Raw genomic sequence first — 16,561 nt, 5'->3', positions numbered from 1 at the left:
CATAACTGCCAACACCGGCCGCCGCAAGGCGGCCTTTTAATGCGCCGCAACCATTCGGCGCCTGGCGGATTCGGAATTCCCCGGGGTTACGGCATACTGGATGCCTGTGGAGATCCGTAAAGCATGCCCGAGCAACTCAAGACCCGCGTCGAAGACTGTTTCCAACTGGCCGAATCCTTTTTCAAACGACCTTTCAAGCGTCCGCTGGTCAGCCTCAAGCTGCGTGGCCAGAAGGCCGGCGTGGCGCACCTGCATGAAAACCTGCTGCGCTTCAATCCGCAGCTGTACCGGGAAAACCGCGAGGACTTCCTCAAGCAGACCGTGGCCCACGAGGTGGCGCACCTGATCGCCCACCAACTGTTCGGCGACCGCATCCAGCCCCATGGCGAGGAATGGCAACTGATCATGCGCGGGGTCTACGAATTACCACCCAATCGCTGTCACACCTATGAAGTCCAGCGCCGCCGCGTGACCCGCTATATCTACCGCTGCCCGTGCGCCCACAGCGATTTTCCGTTTTCGGCCCAGCGTCATCGACTGGTGAGCGAGGGACGCCGCTATCTGTGCCGGCGCTGCCGGCAGACCTTGATCTACAGCGGCGAAACACGCACCGAGTAAGCCGATATCGGGGGTGCGGAGGTATCGATAGGTCGGCGTCGAACGCTGAATTCGGGGACGATACAAACCTCGTGTAGGAGCCGGCTTGCTGGCGATTGCGTCGCGACAGGCACTGCAAGGCTCAAGGGCCCCATCGCCAGCAAGCCGGCTCCTACAGGGAGGGTGCTCAGCCAATAACACCGGCGGTGCGCAATTGATCGATCTGCTCAAGGCTGTACCCCAACTCCCGTAACACCTCATCGCCATGCTCGCCCAGCCGCGCGCCGATATGCCGGGGCGCCGGCAAGCCCCCGGAAAACTTCAACGGACAGGCCATCTGCGCCTGGGTGCTGCCATCGCCGCGCGGTACCTGGGCTACCACCTGCCGCGCCTGCAACTGCGGATGCCCGACCGCCTCGCCCAGGCTGAGCACCGGCTCGACGCAGGCGTCCAGCGCCGCAAACAGGCTGCACAGCTCAGCGAAATCCCGTTGTTCGAACTCGACTTGCAGCGCCTGCTTCAACGCCTGTTGCTCCTCGGGTTTCGACGACAACCCAGAAGCCGCCAGCTCCGGCCTCTTCAACGCCTCGCACAACTGCCCCATGAACCCCGGTTCCAGGCTGCCCACGGAAAACCAGCGCCCTTCCCGGCTGCGGTAATAGTCGTAGAAACTGCCACCATTGAGCATCTGCGCCTCCGGCGCAGGCGTTACCCCGCAGGCCAGGAACCCCGCGCCGGCCATGGCATTCAGGCTGAAGGCACAGTCGGTCATGCTGACATCGACGTACTGCCCCAGCCCCGTCTGCTGCCGGGCAATCACCGCCGCCAGCAAGCCGATCACCCCATGCAGCGAACCGCCCGCCACATCCGCCACCTGCATCGCCAGGGGCAGCGGTCCGCCCTCCCGGCGCCCGGTGTAGCTGGCCAACCCCGACAGCGCCAGGTAGTTGATGTCATGTCCGGCACGATCGCGGTAAGGGCCGGTCTGTCCGTAGCCGCTGATCGACACGTAGATCAACCCTGGGTTGATCGCCTTCAGGGCCTCATAACCCAGGCCGAGCCGGTCCATCACCCCGGGACGGAACTGCTCCAGGACGATGTCATGCTCGCGCACCAGGCGATGGATCACCGCCACCGCCTCGGCCTGCTTCAAATCCAGGGCCAGGCTGCGCTTGTTGCGATTGAGCCAGGCATGGCTGGCGGAAACGTCCCGGTCGTGGGGCGGCAATTCCCGCAACAGGTCCGGGCGTGCGGGCGATTCGATGCGCAATACCTGCGCGCCCATGTCCGCCAGCAACAGCGAAGCGAACGGCCCCGGCAGCAATGTCGAGAAATCCAGTACCTTGAGCGACGCCAGCGGACCTTGCATGGGTTTTCCATTTTCCGGATCGACAGGTTCCAGCGTAGGCAGCCCGCCTCCGGGCGGCAAGCACCACAACGCTCAGAGGTGTTGTGGGAGCCGGCTTGCTGGCGATCCAGGCACCCGGAATCGTCAGGTACACCGCAGCGATATCATCGCCAGCAAGCCGGCTCCCACAGACCGTGGCAACAGCCATATCGGGGTACCGACCAGGCATAAAAAAACCCATCCGAAGATGGGTTTTCCTGTCATCGCTGACGCTTACTTGGCGTTTGGCGCCGGCTCTTCGGCCACGCGCAGCTCGTCCTGTACGCGTTCGTCCTCGATACCGCGACCGCCGGAAGCCAGTTCCGTGTGCAGTTTGTCTTCGTCCAGTTCCTTGACCCACTTGGCCACCACCAGGGTCGCCACGGCGTTACCCACCAGGTTGGTCAGGGCACGGGCTTCGGACATGAAACGGTCGATACCCAGGATCAGCGCCAGACCGGCAACCGGCAGGTGGCCGACGGCCGACAGGGTCGCAGCCAGCACGATGAAGCCACTACCGGTCACGCCCGCAGCGCCTTTGGAAGACAGCAGCAGCACCAGCAACAGGGTGATCTGGTGGGTGATGTCCATGTGCGCGTCAGTCGCCTGGGCGATGAACACGGCCGCCATGGTCAGGTAGATCGAAGTACCGTCGAGGTTGAAGGAGTAGCCGGTCGGAATCACCAGGCCGACCACCGATTTCTTCGCGCCCAGGCGCTCCATCTTGACCAGCATGCGTGGCAGGGCCGATTCCGAAGAGGAAGTACCCAGTACGATCAGCAGCTCCTCACGGATGTAGCGGACCAGTTTCAGCACGCTGAAACCGTGGGCACGGCAGATGGCGCCCAGCACCACCACCACGAACAGGACGCAGGTGATGTAGAAGCAGATCATCAGTTGGCCGAGTTGCACCAGGGAGCCGACACCGTAGGCACCGATGGTGAAGGCCATGGCACCCAGCGCACCCAGTGGCGCCAGTTTCATGATCATGTTGATGATGTTGAACATCACGTGGGCGAAACGATCGATGAAGTCCAGCATCGGCTTGCCGTAGTCACCCAGGCGATGCAGGGCGAAACCAAAGACCACCGAGAACATCAGCACTTGCAGGATGTCGCCGTTGGCGAACGCGCCGACGATGGTGTTCGGGATCACGTTGAGGATGAAGCCAACGACGCTCTGGTCGGCGCCGGCAGTGACGTAGGCCGCGACTTTGGAAGCGTCCAGGGTGGCAGCGTCGATGTGCATGCCACTGCCCGGCTGGATGACGTTGACCACGACCAGGCCGATCAGCAGGGCGATGGTCGAGACGACTTCGAAGTACAGCAGCGCATAGCCGCCGGTCTTGCCGACCGACTTCATGCTCTGCATGCCGGCGATGCCGCTGACGACGGTGCAGAAGATGATCGGGGCGATGACCATTTTGATCAGCTTGATGAAGCCGTCACCCAGTGGCTTGAGGGCCACGCCGGTCTGTGGGTAGAAATGACCGAGCAGGATGCCGATAGCGATGGCTACGACCACCTGGAAATACAGGGATTTGTACAGTGGCTGACGAGTCGTCATTGCAAAGTTCCTCAATAGATCACACGCCCGTTATCCATCAGCGGCCATGGGACCTGAAGCACGAACCCTCCTGCACCGGAGGGATTTTTGTTTTTTGTCAAACTGCGTGGGGCTAGACCCCTTGTTGTTCGCAAAGCCCGTGCCACTTTTTGCAAAATACCGGCAAAGCCTTTAGCCATCATCCTTTGCGGGTTTTATCGATCAATCACGCCTACAGCATAGATGGCGGTTTTCCGCCCATCCACCCCAAAGCACCCGAGGATTTGGCGGATATCCGCCTTGTCCGGGCGTCATATCCATGACTAGCATCGGCCACTCAATAGACGGAACCGCCCCATGCGCGAACGCACCATCGCCAGCCACTTCGCCCGCGCCGCCCTGGAAGGCGCGCGTCGACAGGGTCACGAGTGTTCGCCGCTGCTGCAACGCCTGGGCATCGCTCCGCAATGGCTGGACGAACCCAGGGCCCGCCTGGCGCCGGAGCAGTTCACGCAACTGCTGCAAGGGCTCTGGCTGGAGCTGAACGACGAATACCTGGGGTTCGGCCAGGGCCGCTGTCGGCGCGGCACCTTCGCCATGATGAGCCATGCGCTGATTCATTGCCCCACGCTGGAAAAGGCCCTGAACCGTGGCCTGCTGTTCTACAGCCTGTTCCCCGACGCACCGCGCCTGCGGCTCAGTCGCGAAGGCGACTGCGCGCGCCTGAGCCTGGACGCCTCGAACCTGTGGGATCCGGATCACTTTCTCAGCGAATGCCTGCTGGTGGTCTGGCACCGCCTGGGCAGTTGGCTGATCGGCCAGCGTATTCGCCTGCTCGAGGCCAGCTTCGGCTACCCGAGGCCCGAGCATGCCAGTGAATACGACCTGTTGTTTCCTTGCCCCCTGACCTTCGATGCCACGGCCACCAGCCTACTGTTCAGCAGCCGTTACCTGGGGATGCCGTTGCAGCAGGACGAACGCACGCTCAAGCAGTTCCTCGGTCGCGCCCCCGCCGACCTGCTGGCCCGTCCCGACGACGGCGACAGCCTGAGCAGCCAGCTGCGGCGCCTGCTCAGCCGTGACGCCACGCGCTGGCCGGACCTGGAAGCCGTCGCCCAGCACCTGCACATCAGCCCGCAGACCCTGCGGCGGCACTTGCGCGAGGAGGGCACGAGTTTTCAGGAGCTCAAGGATCAACTGCGGCGGGACATCGCCATCTATCACCTGGGCCGCAGCGAACGGTCGTTGCAACAGATCGCCGAGCAGCTGGGTTTTTCCGAGCCCTCGGCGTTTCACCGGGCCTTCAAGAAGTGGACCGGCCTGACCCCCGGCGCCTATCGCGCCCAGGAACTGTAGACGCGGCCCCGGCGGTCATTGTGGAGGGAAATGAATCCGGAACGATGCCCCTCCCAGGTTCGAATCCCCCAGGGTCATCTCGGCGTCGTAGCTCTGGATAATGTCCTGGACCACCGCCAGGCCGATGCCCTGCCCCGGGTGCTGACGGTCCAGGCGCTCGCCGCGTCGCAGAATCCGCTCCCGCTGGTCGGGCGGCACGCCCGGGCCGTCGTCCTCGACATACACCTCGATCCCCTGCAAGCCCCGGCGCATGCTGATCCGCACCTGGCTCAGGCACAGGCGATAGGCGTTCTCCAGCAGGTTGCCGAGGAGTTCCAGCAGCGCCCCCTGCTCGATCGGCACATGGTTGAACTGCGGCACGTCGATGACGACCTTGACCTGTTTGTCGCGATAGACCTTGTCCAGCGTGCTGCACAGGCTGTCGAGCACCGGACGTAATTCGACCTGATGCCGGACCAGGCCGCTCTTGCGCAGGCTGGCACGCTGCAACTGGTAACTGATCTGCTGGTTCATCCGCTCGATCTGGCTCTGCAGGACCCGCGCCTGATCGCGATCCTGGGGCCGCAGGGCCATCCCCTCGCTGACCCCTTGCAAGACCGCCAGGGGCGTTTTCAGGCTGTGGGCCAGGTCGTCCAGGGAATCGCGATAGCGGCTACGCTGTTCACGTTCGCTGCGCAGCAAGCGGTTGAGCGAGCCGGTCAGGCGCAGCAGTTCCCGCGGATGCTCCTCGCTGAGGCTCTCCAGTTCGCCGCTCTCGATCTGGTCCAGCTCCTGGCTCAAGCGCCGCAGCGCGCGCAGGCCCCAGGTCAGGCCGAGCCAGAGCAGGGCCAACAGCACGGTCAAGGCCGCGCCGAAACCCAGGTAGAGTTTTTCCCGCAGGCCGGCCAGGGTCATGTTGTATTCGCGCATCGGCTGCAGGGCGACAAAGCTGTAGGCCGCGCTCTTGCCGCCCAGCAGCTTGACCTCCACGTCGTAGACGAAGAATTCGTCGCCGTTGTCCTCGCGGATCTTCGCGAACTCGCTGCCGCGCCCGTCATAACGGGGCTTGTAATTGATGTGTTCTTCCTGGGTCGACCGCGAACGCCAGACCTGGCGCCCCTCGCGGTCAAAGATGTAGCCCAGCAGGCGGCTGTCGGGCAGGTTGAATTTTTCGTCGGGCAGCAGATCGGGCATCTGCAGCTTCTGTTTTTCGATGCGCGCCGCGGAAATCAGCGTGGTCACGTCCGAGGCCAGGCGTTGCTCGATGGAGTCCTGCAACGCCAGGCTGAATGCGCCCTGCATCGCCGGTAACAAGGCCAGCATGAACAGGATCGCCAGGATGGTGGCGGCCAGCATCAGCCGCACCCGCAGCGAACGAATCACCGGCAGCGCTCGTTGAACAGGTAGCCCAGTCCCCGCACGGTATCGATCGGCTTGAACCCGACCGGCCCTTCCAGCTTGCGCCGCAGGCGCCCGACCAGCACTTCGATCACATTCGGATCACGCTCGTCGTCGTCCGGGTACAACTGCTCCATCAGGCGGTCCTTGGCCACCACCTGCTGGTGATGACGCATCAGGTATTCGAGAATCCGGTATTCGTAGGCCGTCAGGGCCAGGGGCTGGTCGTCGAGGGAGGCCTGCTTGCGATTGAGGTCCAGCAGCAGGGGGCCAGCGGTAATGGTCGACTGGGTAAAGCCGCTGGAGCGCCGCAGCAAGGCATTCATCCGCGCCTCCAGCTCCTCGAACTGGAAGGGCTTGACCAGGTAGTCGTCGGCACCGGCGGCCAGGCCTTCGACCTTGTCCTGCCAGTTGCCGCGCGCGGTGAGGATCAGGATCGGGAATACCTTGTCGCTCGAACGCAACTGGCGGATCAGGTCCAGCCCGCCCATGCCCGGTAGGCCGAGGTCGATCACCGCCAGGTCATGATGGAACTGCTCGGTCTGGTACAGCGCCTCTTCGGCATTGCCCACCGCCTCGACCACGTGACCACTGTCGCTCAAGCGGGTCTGCAAGTGATGGCGCAGCAACGCCTCGTCTTCTACCACCAGCAATTTCATACTGCTCTCCCAACGCTACCGGTATCGCTTCACCCATAACGGTAACTCAGTTCTGCCAAAGTGTTTCATGAAAGACACGGCCGACCGGCAAGCAGCAGATTCGCGCATCATCATTGATACAGAGTAAACAGGCAGCCCTGAACTCCCCCTGAACACATTGGATCGTCTAGGCTTGGCCGGTATCACCTTTTTTCGGGAGAACCTGCAATGCGGCTGTTACTCGCTGTTTTTCTGCTCGCGCTGAGCACCCTGTCCCAGGCCGAGATCAAGACCCGGAGCATTCCTTACCAAAGCCCCGACGGCACGCGGATGATCGGCTATCTGGCCTATGACGACGCGATCAAGGGCCCGCGGCCGGGCGTCGTGGTCGTGCACGAATGGTGGGGGCTCAACGACTACGCCAAGCGCCGCGCCCGCGACCTCGCGGCCCTGGGCTACAGCGCCCTGGCCATCGACATGTATGGCGAGGGCAAGAACACCGAACACCCGAAAGACGCCATGGCCTTCATGCAGGCCGCGACCCAGAACAGCGCCGCCGCCAGCGCGCGTTTCCAGGCCGGGCTCGAGCTGCTGAAACAGCAGCCGCAGACCAATCCGGACAAACTCGCCGCCATCGGCTACTGCTTCGGCGGTGGCGTAGTGCTCGACGCCGCGCGCCGGGGCGTGCCGTTGGCCGGCGTGGTCAGTTTCCATGGCGCCCTGGCGACCGACACACCGGCTACGCCGGGCAGTGTCAAGGCCAGGATCCTGGTGGAACATGGTGCCAAGGACAGCATGGTCACCGCGCAAAACGTCAGCGCGTTCAAGGCGGAAATGGACAAGGCCGGCGCCGACTACCGCTTCGTCAGCCTGGAAGGGGCCAAGCACGGTTTCACCAACCCGGACGCGGATCGCCTGAGCCACGGCGATCACGGTGGCCCGGATATCGGCTACAACAAGGCCGCCGATGAAAGTTCGTGGGCGGATATGCGGGCGTTCCTGAAGAAGGTCTTTGGCTGAGCCACGCTGCCAAATGGAATCTTGAACGCACCGCGAAACCTGTAGGAGCGGCCGGTCGACGCTCGATTGCTGGCGATTGCGATGTAACATTCACCATCGCTATCGCCAGCAAGCCGGCTCCTACAGACAGCGTTTCGGGGTTGACCACGCAGACGAGTCGACCACTACCCAGCGTCGCCCCAACCCGGCAAAATGCCGGACATGAACAGCCTCCCAGCCCTGCCCGCCTGCTGCACGCCCCTCGACGCCCACTGGCCGCTGCCCGAGACGGTGGCGCATGGCGTCTTTCTCAGCACCCGGTTCACCCCGTCCCAGCTGGTCCCGGACGACTTCCAGCGCAGCCGCATCGAACCGCCCGCCAGCATTCAACGCTCAGTGGCCAAGCGCCAGGCCGAATTCCTCGCCGGACGCCTCTGTGCCCGCGCCGCCCTGCGGCAACTGGACGGTACCGACCACGTTCCCGCCATCGGTGAGGACCGTGCGCCCATCTGGCCGGCCCATGTCACCGGCTCCATCACCCATGGCAGCGGCCGGGCCGCCGCCATCGTCGCGCCCAAACGCCACTGGCAAGGCCTGGGGATGGACCTGGAAGACCTGCTGAGCGCCGAGCGGGCCGAGCGACTGGCCGGCGAGATCCTCACCCCGGCCGAGATGCAGCGCATGGCCGCCGGCGACGCCGAGCAGCTCGCCCTGCTGGTGACCCTGACCTTCTCGGTCAAGGAAAGCCTGTTCAAGGCCCTCTACCCACTGGTGCGCAAGCGCTTTTACTTCGAGCACGCCGAAGTGCTCGAATGGGATCTCCACGGGCAAGTGCGTTTGCGCCTGCTGACCGATCTGTCCAGTGAATGGCGCAATGGCAGCGAACTGCAGGCGCAGTTCGGCCTGCATGAAGGACAATTGCTGAGCCTGGTCGCCATCCCAGCCTGAACACCGCTTTTTTGTAGGAGCTGGCTTGTCGGGACGCCGCATCGCAGCGATGAGGCCCTTGAGCCTTGCGGCGCCGACGCGGACGCCATCGCCGGCAAGCCGGGCTCCCACAGGGGAACACGCCGCCCACAAAATCAGTGATCGCCCCGGGTTCAGCTCTTGCCCTGATACCGTGGCCAGCTCAGGCTGAAGCACGCGCCATCGAGCAACTGGCTCTTGCCGATCAGCGCCCGGCCCTCGTGCCAGTGAATGATCCGACGCACGATGGACAACCCCAGGCCATGCCCACCCGAGGCCCGGGTCCGGCTGTCATCCAGGCGCATGAACGGCGTGAAAATCCGGTCCCAGGCACTTTCCGGGACACCGGGGCCGTCGTCCTCGACATCCACCCGGCAGCGCAATGGCCCGACCTGATAGCTTATACAAACTTGGGACTGCGCATGGCGCATCGCGTTGCTGACCAGGTTCTGCAAGGCCCGATGCAGATAACGCGGCTCGGCCTCGACCCAGACCTCGCCCCCGTCGGCCAACGGAAAGCACAACCCGCGCGTGACCCGCACCTCCACCCGCAACGGCGCCAGTTCACCGATCACCTGGTCGACCAGGGCACTGAGGTCGATCCGCTGGAAGTTCAAGGCCGGGGTGCCTTGCTCCAGGCGGGCGTAGGTCAGCATCTCGTCCACCAGTCGGTCGAGGTCCTGGATATCGTTGTCCATGCCCTCCATGTACTTGTGCCGCGCCTCGGGCGTCTGCGCATCGCCGATCATTTCCAGACCGAAACGCAGGCGCGCCACCGGGGTGCGCAACTCGTGGGACACCGCTCGCACCAGCTCGCGCTGGATCATCAACGACCGCTGCAGGTGCTCGGCCATGCCATTGAACGCCGCGGCCAGGCGTCCGATGGAGTCGGCACCACCCGCCGGCACGCGGGTTTCCAGGCTGCCCTGGGCCAGCCGCGTGGCCGCCGACTCCAGGCCGCGCAGCCGCCGCTCCAGCTGCCGCACCAACAGGTAGACGATCAGGCCGATCAGGCTCAAGCCGAGCACGGCGATCAATACCAGCCATTGGACCGGATAGGGGTCCATCTGATACAGCGGGCCGATTTCCAGGACCCAGGGCGTACCGGAGAGGCCGGCAAACACCCGGATCGAATCGCCGCCCTTGCCCAGGGCCATGACCGTGTCGCCTTCGCTGATCCGCCGGCGCTGGTCTTCATCCATGGCGGCCTGGTCCAGGGTGACCAGCTTCATGTCGAAACCAAAGCCCTTGTCACGCTTGAGCGCCGCCAGGCGCCCGGGCTGCTCGGCATAGGGATAGCGAACCAACTCGTCGGCCAGCAGATAGATGGTTGCCCGGGCCAGCTGCTCGCTGATCTGCTGGACCTCGCCGGTCAGCACAAGCTGTTCCGGATCGCTGACCAGTCGATAGATTTTCGCCGCATAAGGCCCGGTCTGTTCCACCAGGGCCTGCCCCCGCAGCACACGGGTCCGCTGGCCGAGATCCAGGTGCACATCGGCCAGCGACTGCAAGGACAGCGGAATGCCCAGCAAGCGCTCCCACACCACCAGGGCCCGGCGGCGCTCGATTTCGTCCATCGGCCGCAGGTTGTCGGCCATCAGCGAGAAGGTGCCGTGGGCCAGGTGCTCGCGATACTGCTCGCCGCGCGCCTGGTTGAGCAGGTGCAGGGCCAGGACCCCGAGCAACGCCACCAGCACCAGCGCAGCGCACATGCCACCGTAGATGCGCAGGAAGATCGAGTTCACGACGGCAAGTCTGCACACGCTTCGGGAACGAAGAGATAGCCTTTGCTGCGAATGGTCTTGATCAGCCTCGGATGCTCGGGGTCGTCGCCGATTTTCGGCCGGATGCGCGAGATGCGCACATCGATGGAGCGGTCCTGGCCGTCATAGCCGATGCCGCGCAAGGCCGTGAAGATTTCTTCGCGAGACAGGATCCGCCCGGCATTCGCCACCAGCAACCAGAGCAGATCGAACTCGGCGCTGGTCAGCTCGATCCCGACCTCGCTCAGCCAGGCCTCGCGCAAGGCGTTGTCGACCACCAACGGGCCGAACCGCAGACGCCGGACCTTTTCCCCGGTGCCGCCCTGGGGCGCCTCGCCGCGCCGCAGCAGCGCACGGATACGCGCCAGCAACAGGCGCGGGCGCACGGGCTTGCAGACATAATCGTCGGCCCCCAGATCCAGCCCCTGGATCTGGTCGAGGTCGTCGGTGCGCGCGGTCAACATCAGGATCACCCCGTCGTAGCGCTCGCGCACCTTGCGGCAGATGCTCAAGCCATCCTCGCCGGGCAGCATCAGGTCGAGAATCACCAGGTCAGGCTGTTCGGCGATGATCCGCTCGGCGGCCCGGGCGCCGTTGCCCTCGATGGAGACCCGCAAGCCGTTGCTCTCGAGGTACTCACGGGTCAGTTCGGCCAGACGCTGGTCATCCTCGACTATCAATACCTGCCAGGCTTGCTCCACGGGCGACCTCTGCATACGAATATCCAGCATTGAAAAGGATCCGCCCGTCTTTTTGTCATGATTTGGGAGGATATAGAAAGGGTATCGCCGGCCGATTGTAGCAACGACCGGCAATCGTACACACACCTGGATTTGCACTCGGTCATGGGCTTTTTTTGTGATAGGGTGCGCGCCCGCAAAAATCCGCGCGAGGGGCGGTTGCAGCGGTAAAAAACAATGACGGGTGGTCCAATCCCGCCCTGCCGCGGCCTACATGCTGTTTCAAGCTTTCATACACAAATTACGCACAGATTTATCCACAGGTAGCACGTTGCAATCGCCCCCAAAAACGCATTATCTTGTAGCTCGGCGGCAAAAAAACCCAACATGTAGGGTTTTCGCCCAAAATCCCCAACCACATTTCGCGTCAGGAACTCAAGCTCTTTTCTTGCATCCGCGGGGTTGAACTAAACACCGATTTGAAAGCCCAAACCGCAGATGCGGATGGCAGCCGTTCTCCCCCCTCTTGCGTGGGAAAACGGTACGGGTGTTGCAGGACAAAACTGTCACCCACCAGGAATACCGCTTCGGGTCAGCGACCCGCGGCGTTGAAAACTTCGGCATGGAAGCGGCGCCCGACGGCCCCCTTCCTCTGTCTCGAAGTGGTTATGCCCGACATCGCTCGGTTGTAGTGCTTCAGGACAGAACGGTGGGCACCTTCGTGGTGCCCAAACAAACATAGAGAACGTGGAGACACCCATGCAAACCGACACAACTCGCGAGAACCCGCAAGGCACCGTGCCGCAGGCCGCCGATTCGAATCTGGATCTGTCCGCCACCGCGCCGGGCCAACTGCGCGTGATCAAGCGTAACGGCACTGTCGTTCCCTACACCGATGACAAGATCACCGTCGCCATCACCAAAGCGTTCCTCGCAGTTGAAGGCGGCACCGCTGCCGCTTCGTCGCGCATCCACGACACCGTCGCCCGCCTGACCGAGCAGGTCACCGCGACCTTCAAACGGCGCATGCCTTCGGGCGGCACCATCCACATCGAGGAAATCCAGGACCAGGTCGAACTGGCCCTGATGCGTGCCGGCGAGCAGAAAGTCGCGCGCGACTACGTGATCTACCGTGATTCGCGGGCCAAGGAACGCGCCATCCGCACCCCGGCCGAAGCACCGGTCAACGCCCACCCGTCGATCCGCATTACCCGTGCCGACGGCAGCGTCGCGCCGCTGGACATGGGCCGCCTGAACACCATCGTCAGCGAAGCCTGCGAAGGCCTGGAAGAAGTCGACGGCGACCTGATCCAGCGCGAAACCCTGAAGAACCTCTACGACGGCGTGGCCCTGAAGGACGTCAACACCGCCCTGGTGATGACCGCCCGCACCCTGGTGGAACGTGAGCCGAACTACTCGTTCGTGACCGCTCGCCTGCTGATGGACACCCTGCGTGCCGAAGGCCTGAGCTTCCTGGCCGTGGCCGAGAGCGCCACCCACCACGAGATGGCCGACCTGTACGCCAAGGCCCTGCCGGCCTATGTCGCCAAGGGTATCGAGTTCGAACTGCTGAACCCCGTGCTGGCCGAGTTCGACCTGGAAAAACTGGGCAAGGCGATCAACCACGAGCGCGACCAGCAGTTCACCTACCTGGGCCTGCAAACCCTGTACGACCGTTACTTCATCCACAAGGACGGTATCCGTTTCGAACTGCCGCAGATCTTCTTCATGCGCGTGGCCATGGGCCTGGCGATCGAAGAGAAGCAACGTGAAGAGCGTGCCATCGAGTTCTACAACCTGTTGTCGTCCTTCGACTACATGGCGTCGACGCCGACCCTGTTCAACGCCGGCACCCTGCGTCCACAGCTGTCGAGCTGCTACCTGACTACCGTGCCGGACGACCTGTCGGGCATCTATGGCGCGATCCACGACAACGCCATGCTGTCGAAATTCGCCGGCGGCCTGGGCAACGACTGGACCCCGGTACGCGCACTGGGCTCCTACATCAAGGGCACCAACGGCAAGTCCCAGGGCGTCGTGCCCTTCCTCAAGGTGGTCAACGACACCGCCGTGGCGGTCAACCAGGGCGGCAAGCGCAAGGGCGCGGTCTGTGCCTACCTGGAAACCTGGCACATGGACATCGAAGAGTTCATCGAGCTGCGCAAGAACACCGGTGACGACCGTCGTCGTACCCACGACATGAACACCGCCAACTGGATCCCCGACCTGTTCATGAAGCGCGTCTTCGATGACGGCAAGTGGACCCTGTTCTCGCCATCGGAAGTGCCGGACCTGCACGACCTGACCGGCAAGGCCTTCGAAGAGCGCTACGAGTACTACGAAGCCCTGACCGAGTACAACAAGATCAAGCTGTTCAAGGTCGTCCAGGCCAAGGACCTGTGGCGCAAGATGCTCTCCATGCTGTTCGAGACCGGCCACCCATGGCTGACCTTCAAGGACCCGTGCAACCTGCGCAGCCCGCAGCAGCACGTCGGCGTGGTACACAGCTCGAACCTGTGCACCGAGATCACCCTGAACACCAACAAGGACGAGATCGCCGTCTGCAACCTGGGCTCGATCAACCTGCCGAACCATATCGTCAACGGCACGCTGGACAAGGCCAAGCTGCAACGCACCGTGAACACCGCCGTGCGCATGCTCGACAACGTGATCGACATCAACTACTACTCGGTGCCGCAGGCGAAGAACTCCAACTTCAAGCACCGTCCAGTGGGCCTGGGCATCATGGGCTTCCAGGACGCCTTGTACCTGCAGCACATCCCTTACGGTTCGGATGCCGCCGTCGAGTTCGCCGACAAGTCCATGGAAGCGGTCAGCTACTTCGCGATCCAGGCCTCCTGCGACCTGGCCGACGAGCGTGGCGCCTACGAGACGTTCCAGGGTTCGCTGTGGTCCAAGGGCATCCTGCCGCTGGATTCGCAACAGATCCTGATCGAGTCCCGCGGCCAGAAGTACATTGATGTCGACCTGACCGAAAGCCTGGACTGGGCACCGGTTCGTGCCCGTGTACAGAAAGGTATTCGCAACTCCAACATCATGGCCATCGCACCGACCGCGACCATCGCCAACATCACCGGCGTCTCGCAGTCGATCGAGCCGACCTACCAGAACCTGTACGTGAAATCGAACCTGTCGGGCGAATTCACCGTGATCAACCCGTACCTGGTTCGCGACCTGAAGGCGCGCGGCCTGTGGGACTCGGTGATGATCAACGACCTGAAGTACTACGACGGTTCCGTGCAGCAGATCGAACGCATTCCGCAGGAGCTCAAGGAGCTGTATGCGACCGCGTTCGAAGTGGAAACCAAGTGGATCGTCGATGCCGCCAGCCGTCGCCAGAAGTGGATCGACCAGGCGCAGTCGCTGAACCTGTACATCGCCGGTGCTTCGGGCAAGAAGCTCGACGTGACCTACCGCATGGCCTGGTACCGTGGTCTGAAGACCACCTACTACCTCCGTGCCCTGGCCGCGACCAGCACCGAGAAGTCGACCATCAACACTGGCAAGCTGAACGCGGTGTCCAGTGGCGGCAACCACGGCGACGATTCGATCCTGGCGGCCCCCACCGCGCCAGCCGGCCCGGCACCTGTGCCAAAGGCCTGTGCGATCGACGAGCCGGATTGCGAAGCTTGCCAATAAGCCGAGCCAGGCCAGCGCCTCACCGCGCTGGTTGAAAAACCCCCGTCAGGCCCTGCCTGGCGGGGGTTTTCTTTTGCCTGTAGGAGCGAGCTTGCTCGCGAGGGTAGCCCAGGCACCGCGGGGTATCAGATGCCCCGCGTCATCGTTAACGACCATCGCGAGCAAGCTCGCTCCTACAGGAGGTCGATGTTGCCGGCTGGATTCATGATCACAGGCACAAAAAAGCCCCATTCAAGGGGCTTTCCTGCAAAGCGCTTTCAGTCAGGCCGCATCACGCCATCTGGATGATGGTCTGCATGATGCTGCTCTGGGTGGAGATGGTCTTGGCGTTCGCCTGGTAGTAGCTCTGGCCCTTGATCAGGTCCACCAGCTCGCTGGTCAGGTTGACGTTGGAGGCCTCCAGGGAACCGGAAACGATCGAACCGTTGGTGCCGACCGTACCGCCGTCAAAGGCCGGCTGGCCGGACGAGAAGGTTTCTTTCCAGCTGGTGCCACCGACGGCCTGCAGACCTTGCTCGTTGGTGAAGGTCGCCAGGGCCACCTGGCCGATCGCCTTGTGCTGCTGGTTACTGAAGTTGGCCGAGATCACACCGGTGGCATCGATGGTGACGTCGGTGATCTGGCCAGTGGCGTAACCGTCGTTGGTGATGGCGTTACGGGCGGTATCGGCGTTGAACTGGGTGGTTTTCGTAAAGTCGACGGCAATGCCGGCGGCGTTCGAGGCCGCGCCGTTCGCCGCCCAGACACCAGCAGTGACGGTGCCGGGCACCCAACCGGTAACGGTAATAGAGGTCTGGCCAGCGACACCGCCAATGCTCGCCAACTTGCCCGCGGAGTCAAAGGTCACAGCCACCGGGACAGGGTCGGTGGCCCCACCCACGGTTGCCGCCGTGCCATTAGGATTGCGACCATCAATCAGCGAATAGACGTTCCAGGTGTTGGAACCGGTCTTGACCGCATACTGGTCCAGGGAGTGGGAGTTGCCCTGGGTGTCATAGATCGTGGTGCTGAACGGCTTGGTGTAGGTCGCGGTATTGGTCGCATCGAACGGCGTGGCAATCACCGCCGACTTGGAGTCGAGGTTGAGGGTCGAGCCGATCTTGGTGGTGGTCTGGGGCGACAGGTTCGAGGTGTCGATCCGCAGGTTGGTCAGCACACCCGGAATGATGTTGCCGTTGGCATCGGCGGCAAAGCCTTGCAGTTTCGCGGTGCCGTCGGTGTTGGTGACGTAGCCGTCCTTGTCGGTCTTGAAGGTGCCGGCACGGGTGTAGCTCAGGGAACCGTTGCCGCTCAGGACGAAGAAGCCGTTGCCCTGCACGCCCATGTCCAGCACGTTGCCGGTGCTGTCCATGCCGCCGTTGCCGAAGTTCTGCGAGACGTTGGCCAGGTTCACGCCGTTACCGATGGTCTTGGCGCCGGTGCCCAGCTTGGTCGCCGAGTACACATCGGCGAATTCCGCACGGGAAGACTTGAAGCCGGTGGTGTTGACGTTGGCGATGTTGTTGCCGGTGACGTCGAGTTGCTTGCTGGCCGCAGAGAGACCGCTCAAACCGATATTGAAAGACATGGTTCACTCCTTACTTCGTGTTGGTC

The 16,561-nt window shown here is 63.2% G+C and carries 12 protein-coding genes; 5 read left to right on the top strand and 7 right to left on the bottom strand.

All coding sequences use genetic code 11. The features are described from left to right. Positions 1-123: 123 nt before the first annotated feature. Complete coding sequence (locus tag UCMB321_RS19770; RefSeq protein WP_040070120.1) at positions 124-618, top strand: SprT family zinc-dependent metalloprotease; 495 nt, start codon at positions 124-126, stop codon at positions 616-618. Between the two features lie 166 nt (positions 619-784). Here the strand turns inward: UCMB321_RS19770 and UCMB321_RS19765 are convergent, their stop codons facing one another. Both UCMB321_RS19765 and UCMB321_RS19760 read right to left on the bottom strand, forming a co-directional pair. Beyond that, complete coding sequence (locus UCMB321_RS19765; RefSeq protein ID WP_040070119.1) at positions 785-1,966, bottom strand: CaiB/BaiF CoA transferase family protein; 1,182 nt, start codon at positions 1,964-1,966, stop codon at positions 785-787. Positions 1,967-2,218: 252 nt separating this feature from the next. Further along, positions 2,219-3,550, bottom strand: a complete 1,332-nt coding sequence (locus UCMB321_RS19760; RefSeq protein ID WP_040070118.1) for a dicarboxylate/amino acid:cation symporter — start codon at positions 3,548-3,550, stop codon at positions 2,219-2,221. A 336-nt stretch (positions 3,551-3,886) separates the two neighbouring features. Here UCMB321_RS19760 and UCMB321_RS19755 point away from each other — a divergent pair, with 336 nt between their 5' ends. Continuing rightward, positions 3,887-4,885 carry an AraC family transcriptional regulator gene (locus UCMB321_RS19755; protein ID WP_040070117.1) on the top strand — a complete coding sequence of 333 codons (999 nt, stop codon included), beginning with the start codon at positions 3,887-3,889 and terminating at the stop codon, positions 4,883-4,885. 15 nt (positions 4,886-4,900) lie between these two features. Here UCMB321_RS19755 and UCMB321_RS19750 read toward each other — a convergent pair whose 3' ends face one another. Continuing rightward, a complete protein-coding gene (locus UCMB321_RS19750; protein ID WP_040070116.1) occupies positions 4,901-6,247 on the bottom strand; it encodes an ATP-binding protein in 1,347 nt (448 codons plus the stop codon). Continuing rightward, entirely contained in the window at positions 6,244-6,921 is a 678-nt protein-coding gene (locus UCMB321_RS19745) for a response regulator (protein ID WP_040070114.1), read from the bottom strand. Before UCMB321_RS19745 ends, UCMB321_RS19750 begins: the two co-directional genes overlap by 4 nt. 207 nt (positions 6,922-7,128) lie before the next feature. Here UCMB321_RS19745 and UCMB321_RS19740 point away from each other — a divergent pair, with 207 nt between their 5' ends. After that, on the top strand, positions 7,129-7,920 hold the full coding sequence (locus UCMB321_RS19740; RefSeq protein WP_040070112.1) for a dienelactone hydrolase family protein: 792 nt from the start codon (positions 7,129-7,131) through the stop codon (positions 7,918-7,920). Positions 7,921-8,121: 201 nt separating this feature from the next. Continuing rightward, positions 8,122-8,847, top strand: a complete 726-nt coding sequence (locus UCMB321_RS19735) for a 4'-phosphopantetheinyl transferase family protein (protein ID WP_040070111.1) — start codon at positions 8,122-8,124, stop codon at positions 8,845-8,847. Positions 8,848-8,999: 152 nt separating this feature from the next. Here the strand turns inward: UCMB321_RS19735 and UCMB321_RS19730 are convergent, their stop codons facing one another. Together UCMB321_RS19730 and UCMB321_RS19725 are read right to left on the bottom strand one after the other, a co-directional pair. Beyond that, positions 9,000-10,610: an ATP-binding protein gene (locus UCMB321_RS19730; protein WP_040070109.1), complete on the bottom strand. Its 1,611-nt coding sequence runs from the start codon at positions 10,608-10,610 to the stop codon at positions 9,000-9,002. Beyond that, positions 10,607-11,344, bottom strand: a complete 738-nt coding sequence (locus UCMB321_RS19725; protein ID WP_040070107.1) for a response regulator — start codon at positions 11,342-11,344, stop codon at positions 10,607-10,609. The genes UCMB321_RS19730 and UCMB321_RS19725 overlap by 4 nt, the downstream gene beginning before the upstream one ends. A gap of 723 nt (positions 11,345-12,067) precedes the next feature. Here UCMB321_RS19725 and UCMB321_RS19720 point away from each other — a divergent pair. Next, on the top strand, positions 12,068-14,968 hold the full coding sequence (locus tag UCMB321_RS19720; protein ID WP_040070105.1) for a ribonucleoside-diphosphate reductase subunit alpha: 2,901 nt from the start codon (positions 12,068-12,070) through the stop codon (positions 14,966-14,968). Positions 14,969-15,239: 271 nt separating this feature from the next. On the opposite strand, the gene flgE is transcribed toward UCMB321_RS19720, so the two are convergent. Continuing rightward, a complete protein-coding gene (flgE, locus tag UCMB321_RS19715; RefSeq protein WP_040070103.1) occupies positions 15,240-16,535 on the bottom strand; it encodes a flagellar hook protein FlgE in 1,296 nt (431 codons plus the stop codon). Positions 16,536-16,561 lie beyond the last annotated feature (26 nt).

The organism is Pseudomonas batumici, from assembly GCF_000820515.1.
In the GTDB taxonomy this organism is placed as follows: Bacteria; Pseudomonadota; Gammaproteobacteria; order Pseudomonadales; family Pseudomonadaceae; genus Aquipseudomonas; species Aquipseudomonas batumici.
Note: the sequence above shows the minus strand (reverse complement) of the source record. Positions and strands in the feature narration are given on the sequence as shown.

Coding starts and splice junctions, on each gene's coding strand:
- UCMB321_RS19765 (WP_040070119.1), bottom strand. CDS start 1,966: ATGCAAGGTCCGCTGGCGTCGCTCAAGGTACTGGATTTCTCGACATTG.
- UCMB321_RS19740 (WP_040070112.1), top strand. CDS start 7,129: ATGCGGCTGTTACTCGCTGTTTTTCTGCTCGCGCTGAGCACCCTGTCC.
- UCMB321_RS19735 (WP_040070111.1), top strand. CDS start 8,122: ATGAACAGCCTCCCAGCCCTGCCCGCCTGCTGCACGCCCCTCGACGCC.
- UCMB321_RS19745 (WP_040070114.1), bottom strand. CDS start 6,921: ATGAAATTGCTGGTGGTAGAAGACGAGGCGTTGCTGCGCCATCACTTG.
- UCMB321_RS19725 (WP_040070107.1), bottom strand. CDS start 11,344: ATGCAGAGGTCGCCCGTGGAGCAAGCCTGGCAGGTATTGATAGTCGAG.
- flgE (WP_040070103.1), bottom strand. CDS start 16,535: ATGTCTTTCAATATCGGTTTGAGCGGTCTCTCTGCGGCCAGCAAGCAA.
- UCMB321_RS19720 (WP_040070105.1), top strand. CDS start 12,068: ATGCAAACCGACACAACTCGCGAGAACCCGCAAGGCACCGTGCCGCAG.
- UCMB321_RS19760 (WP_040070118.1), bottom strand. CDS start 3,550: ATGACGACTCGTCAGCCACTGTACAAATCCCTGTATTTCCAGGTGGTC.
- UCMB321_RS19770 (WP_040070120.1), top strand. CDS start 124: ATGCCCGAGCAACTCAAGACCCGCGTCGAAGACTGTTTCCAACTGGCC.
- UCMB321_RS19755 (WP_040070117.1), top strand. CDS start 3,887: ATGCGCGAACGCACCATCGCCAGCCACTTCGCCCGCGCCGCCCTGGAA.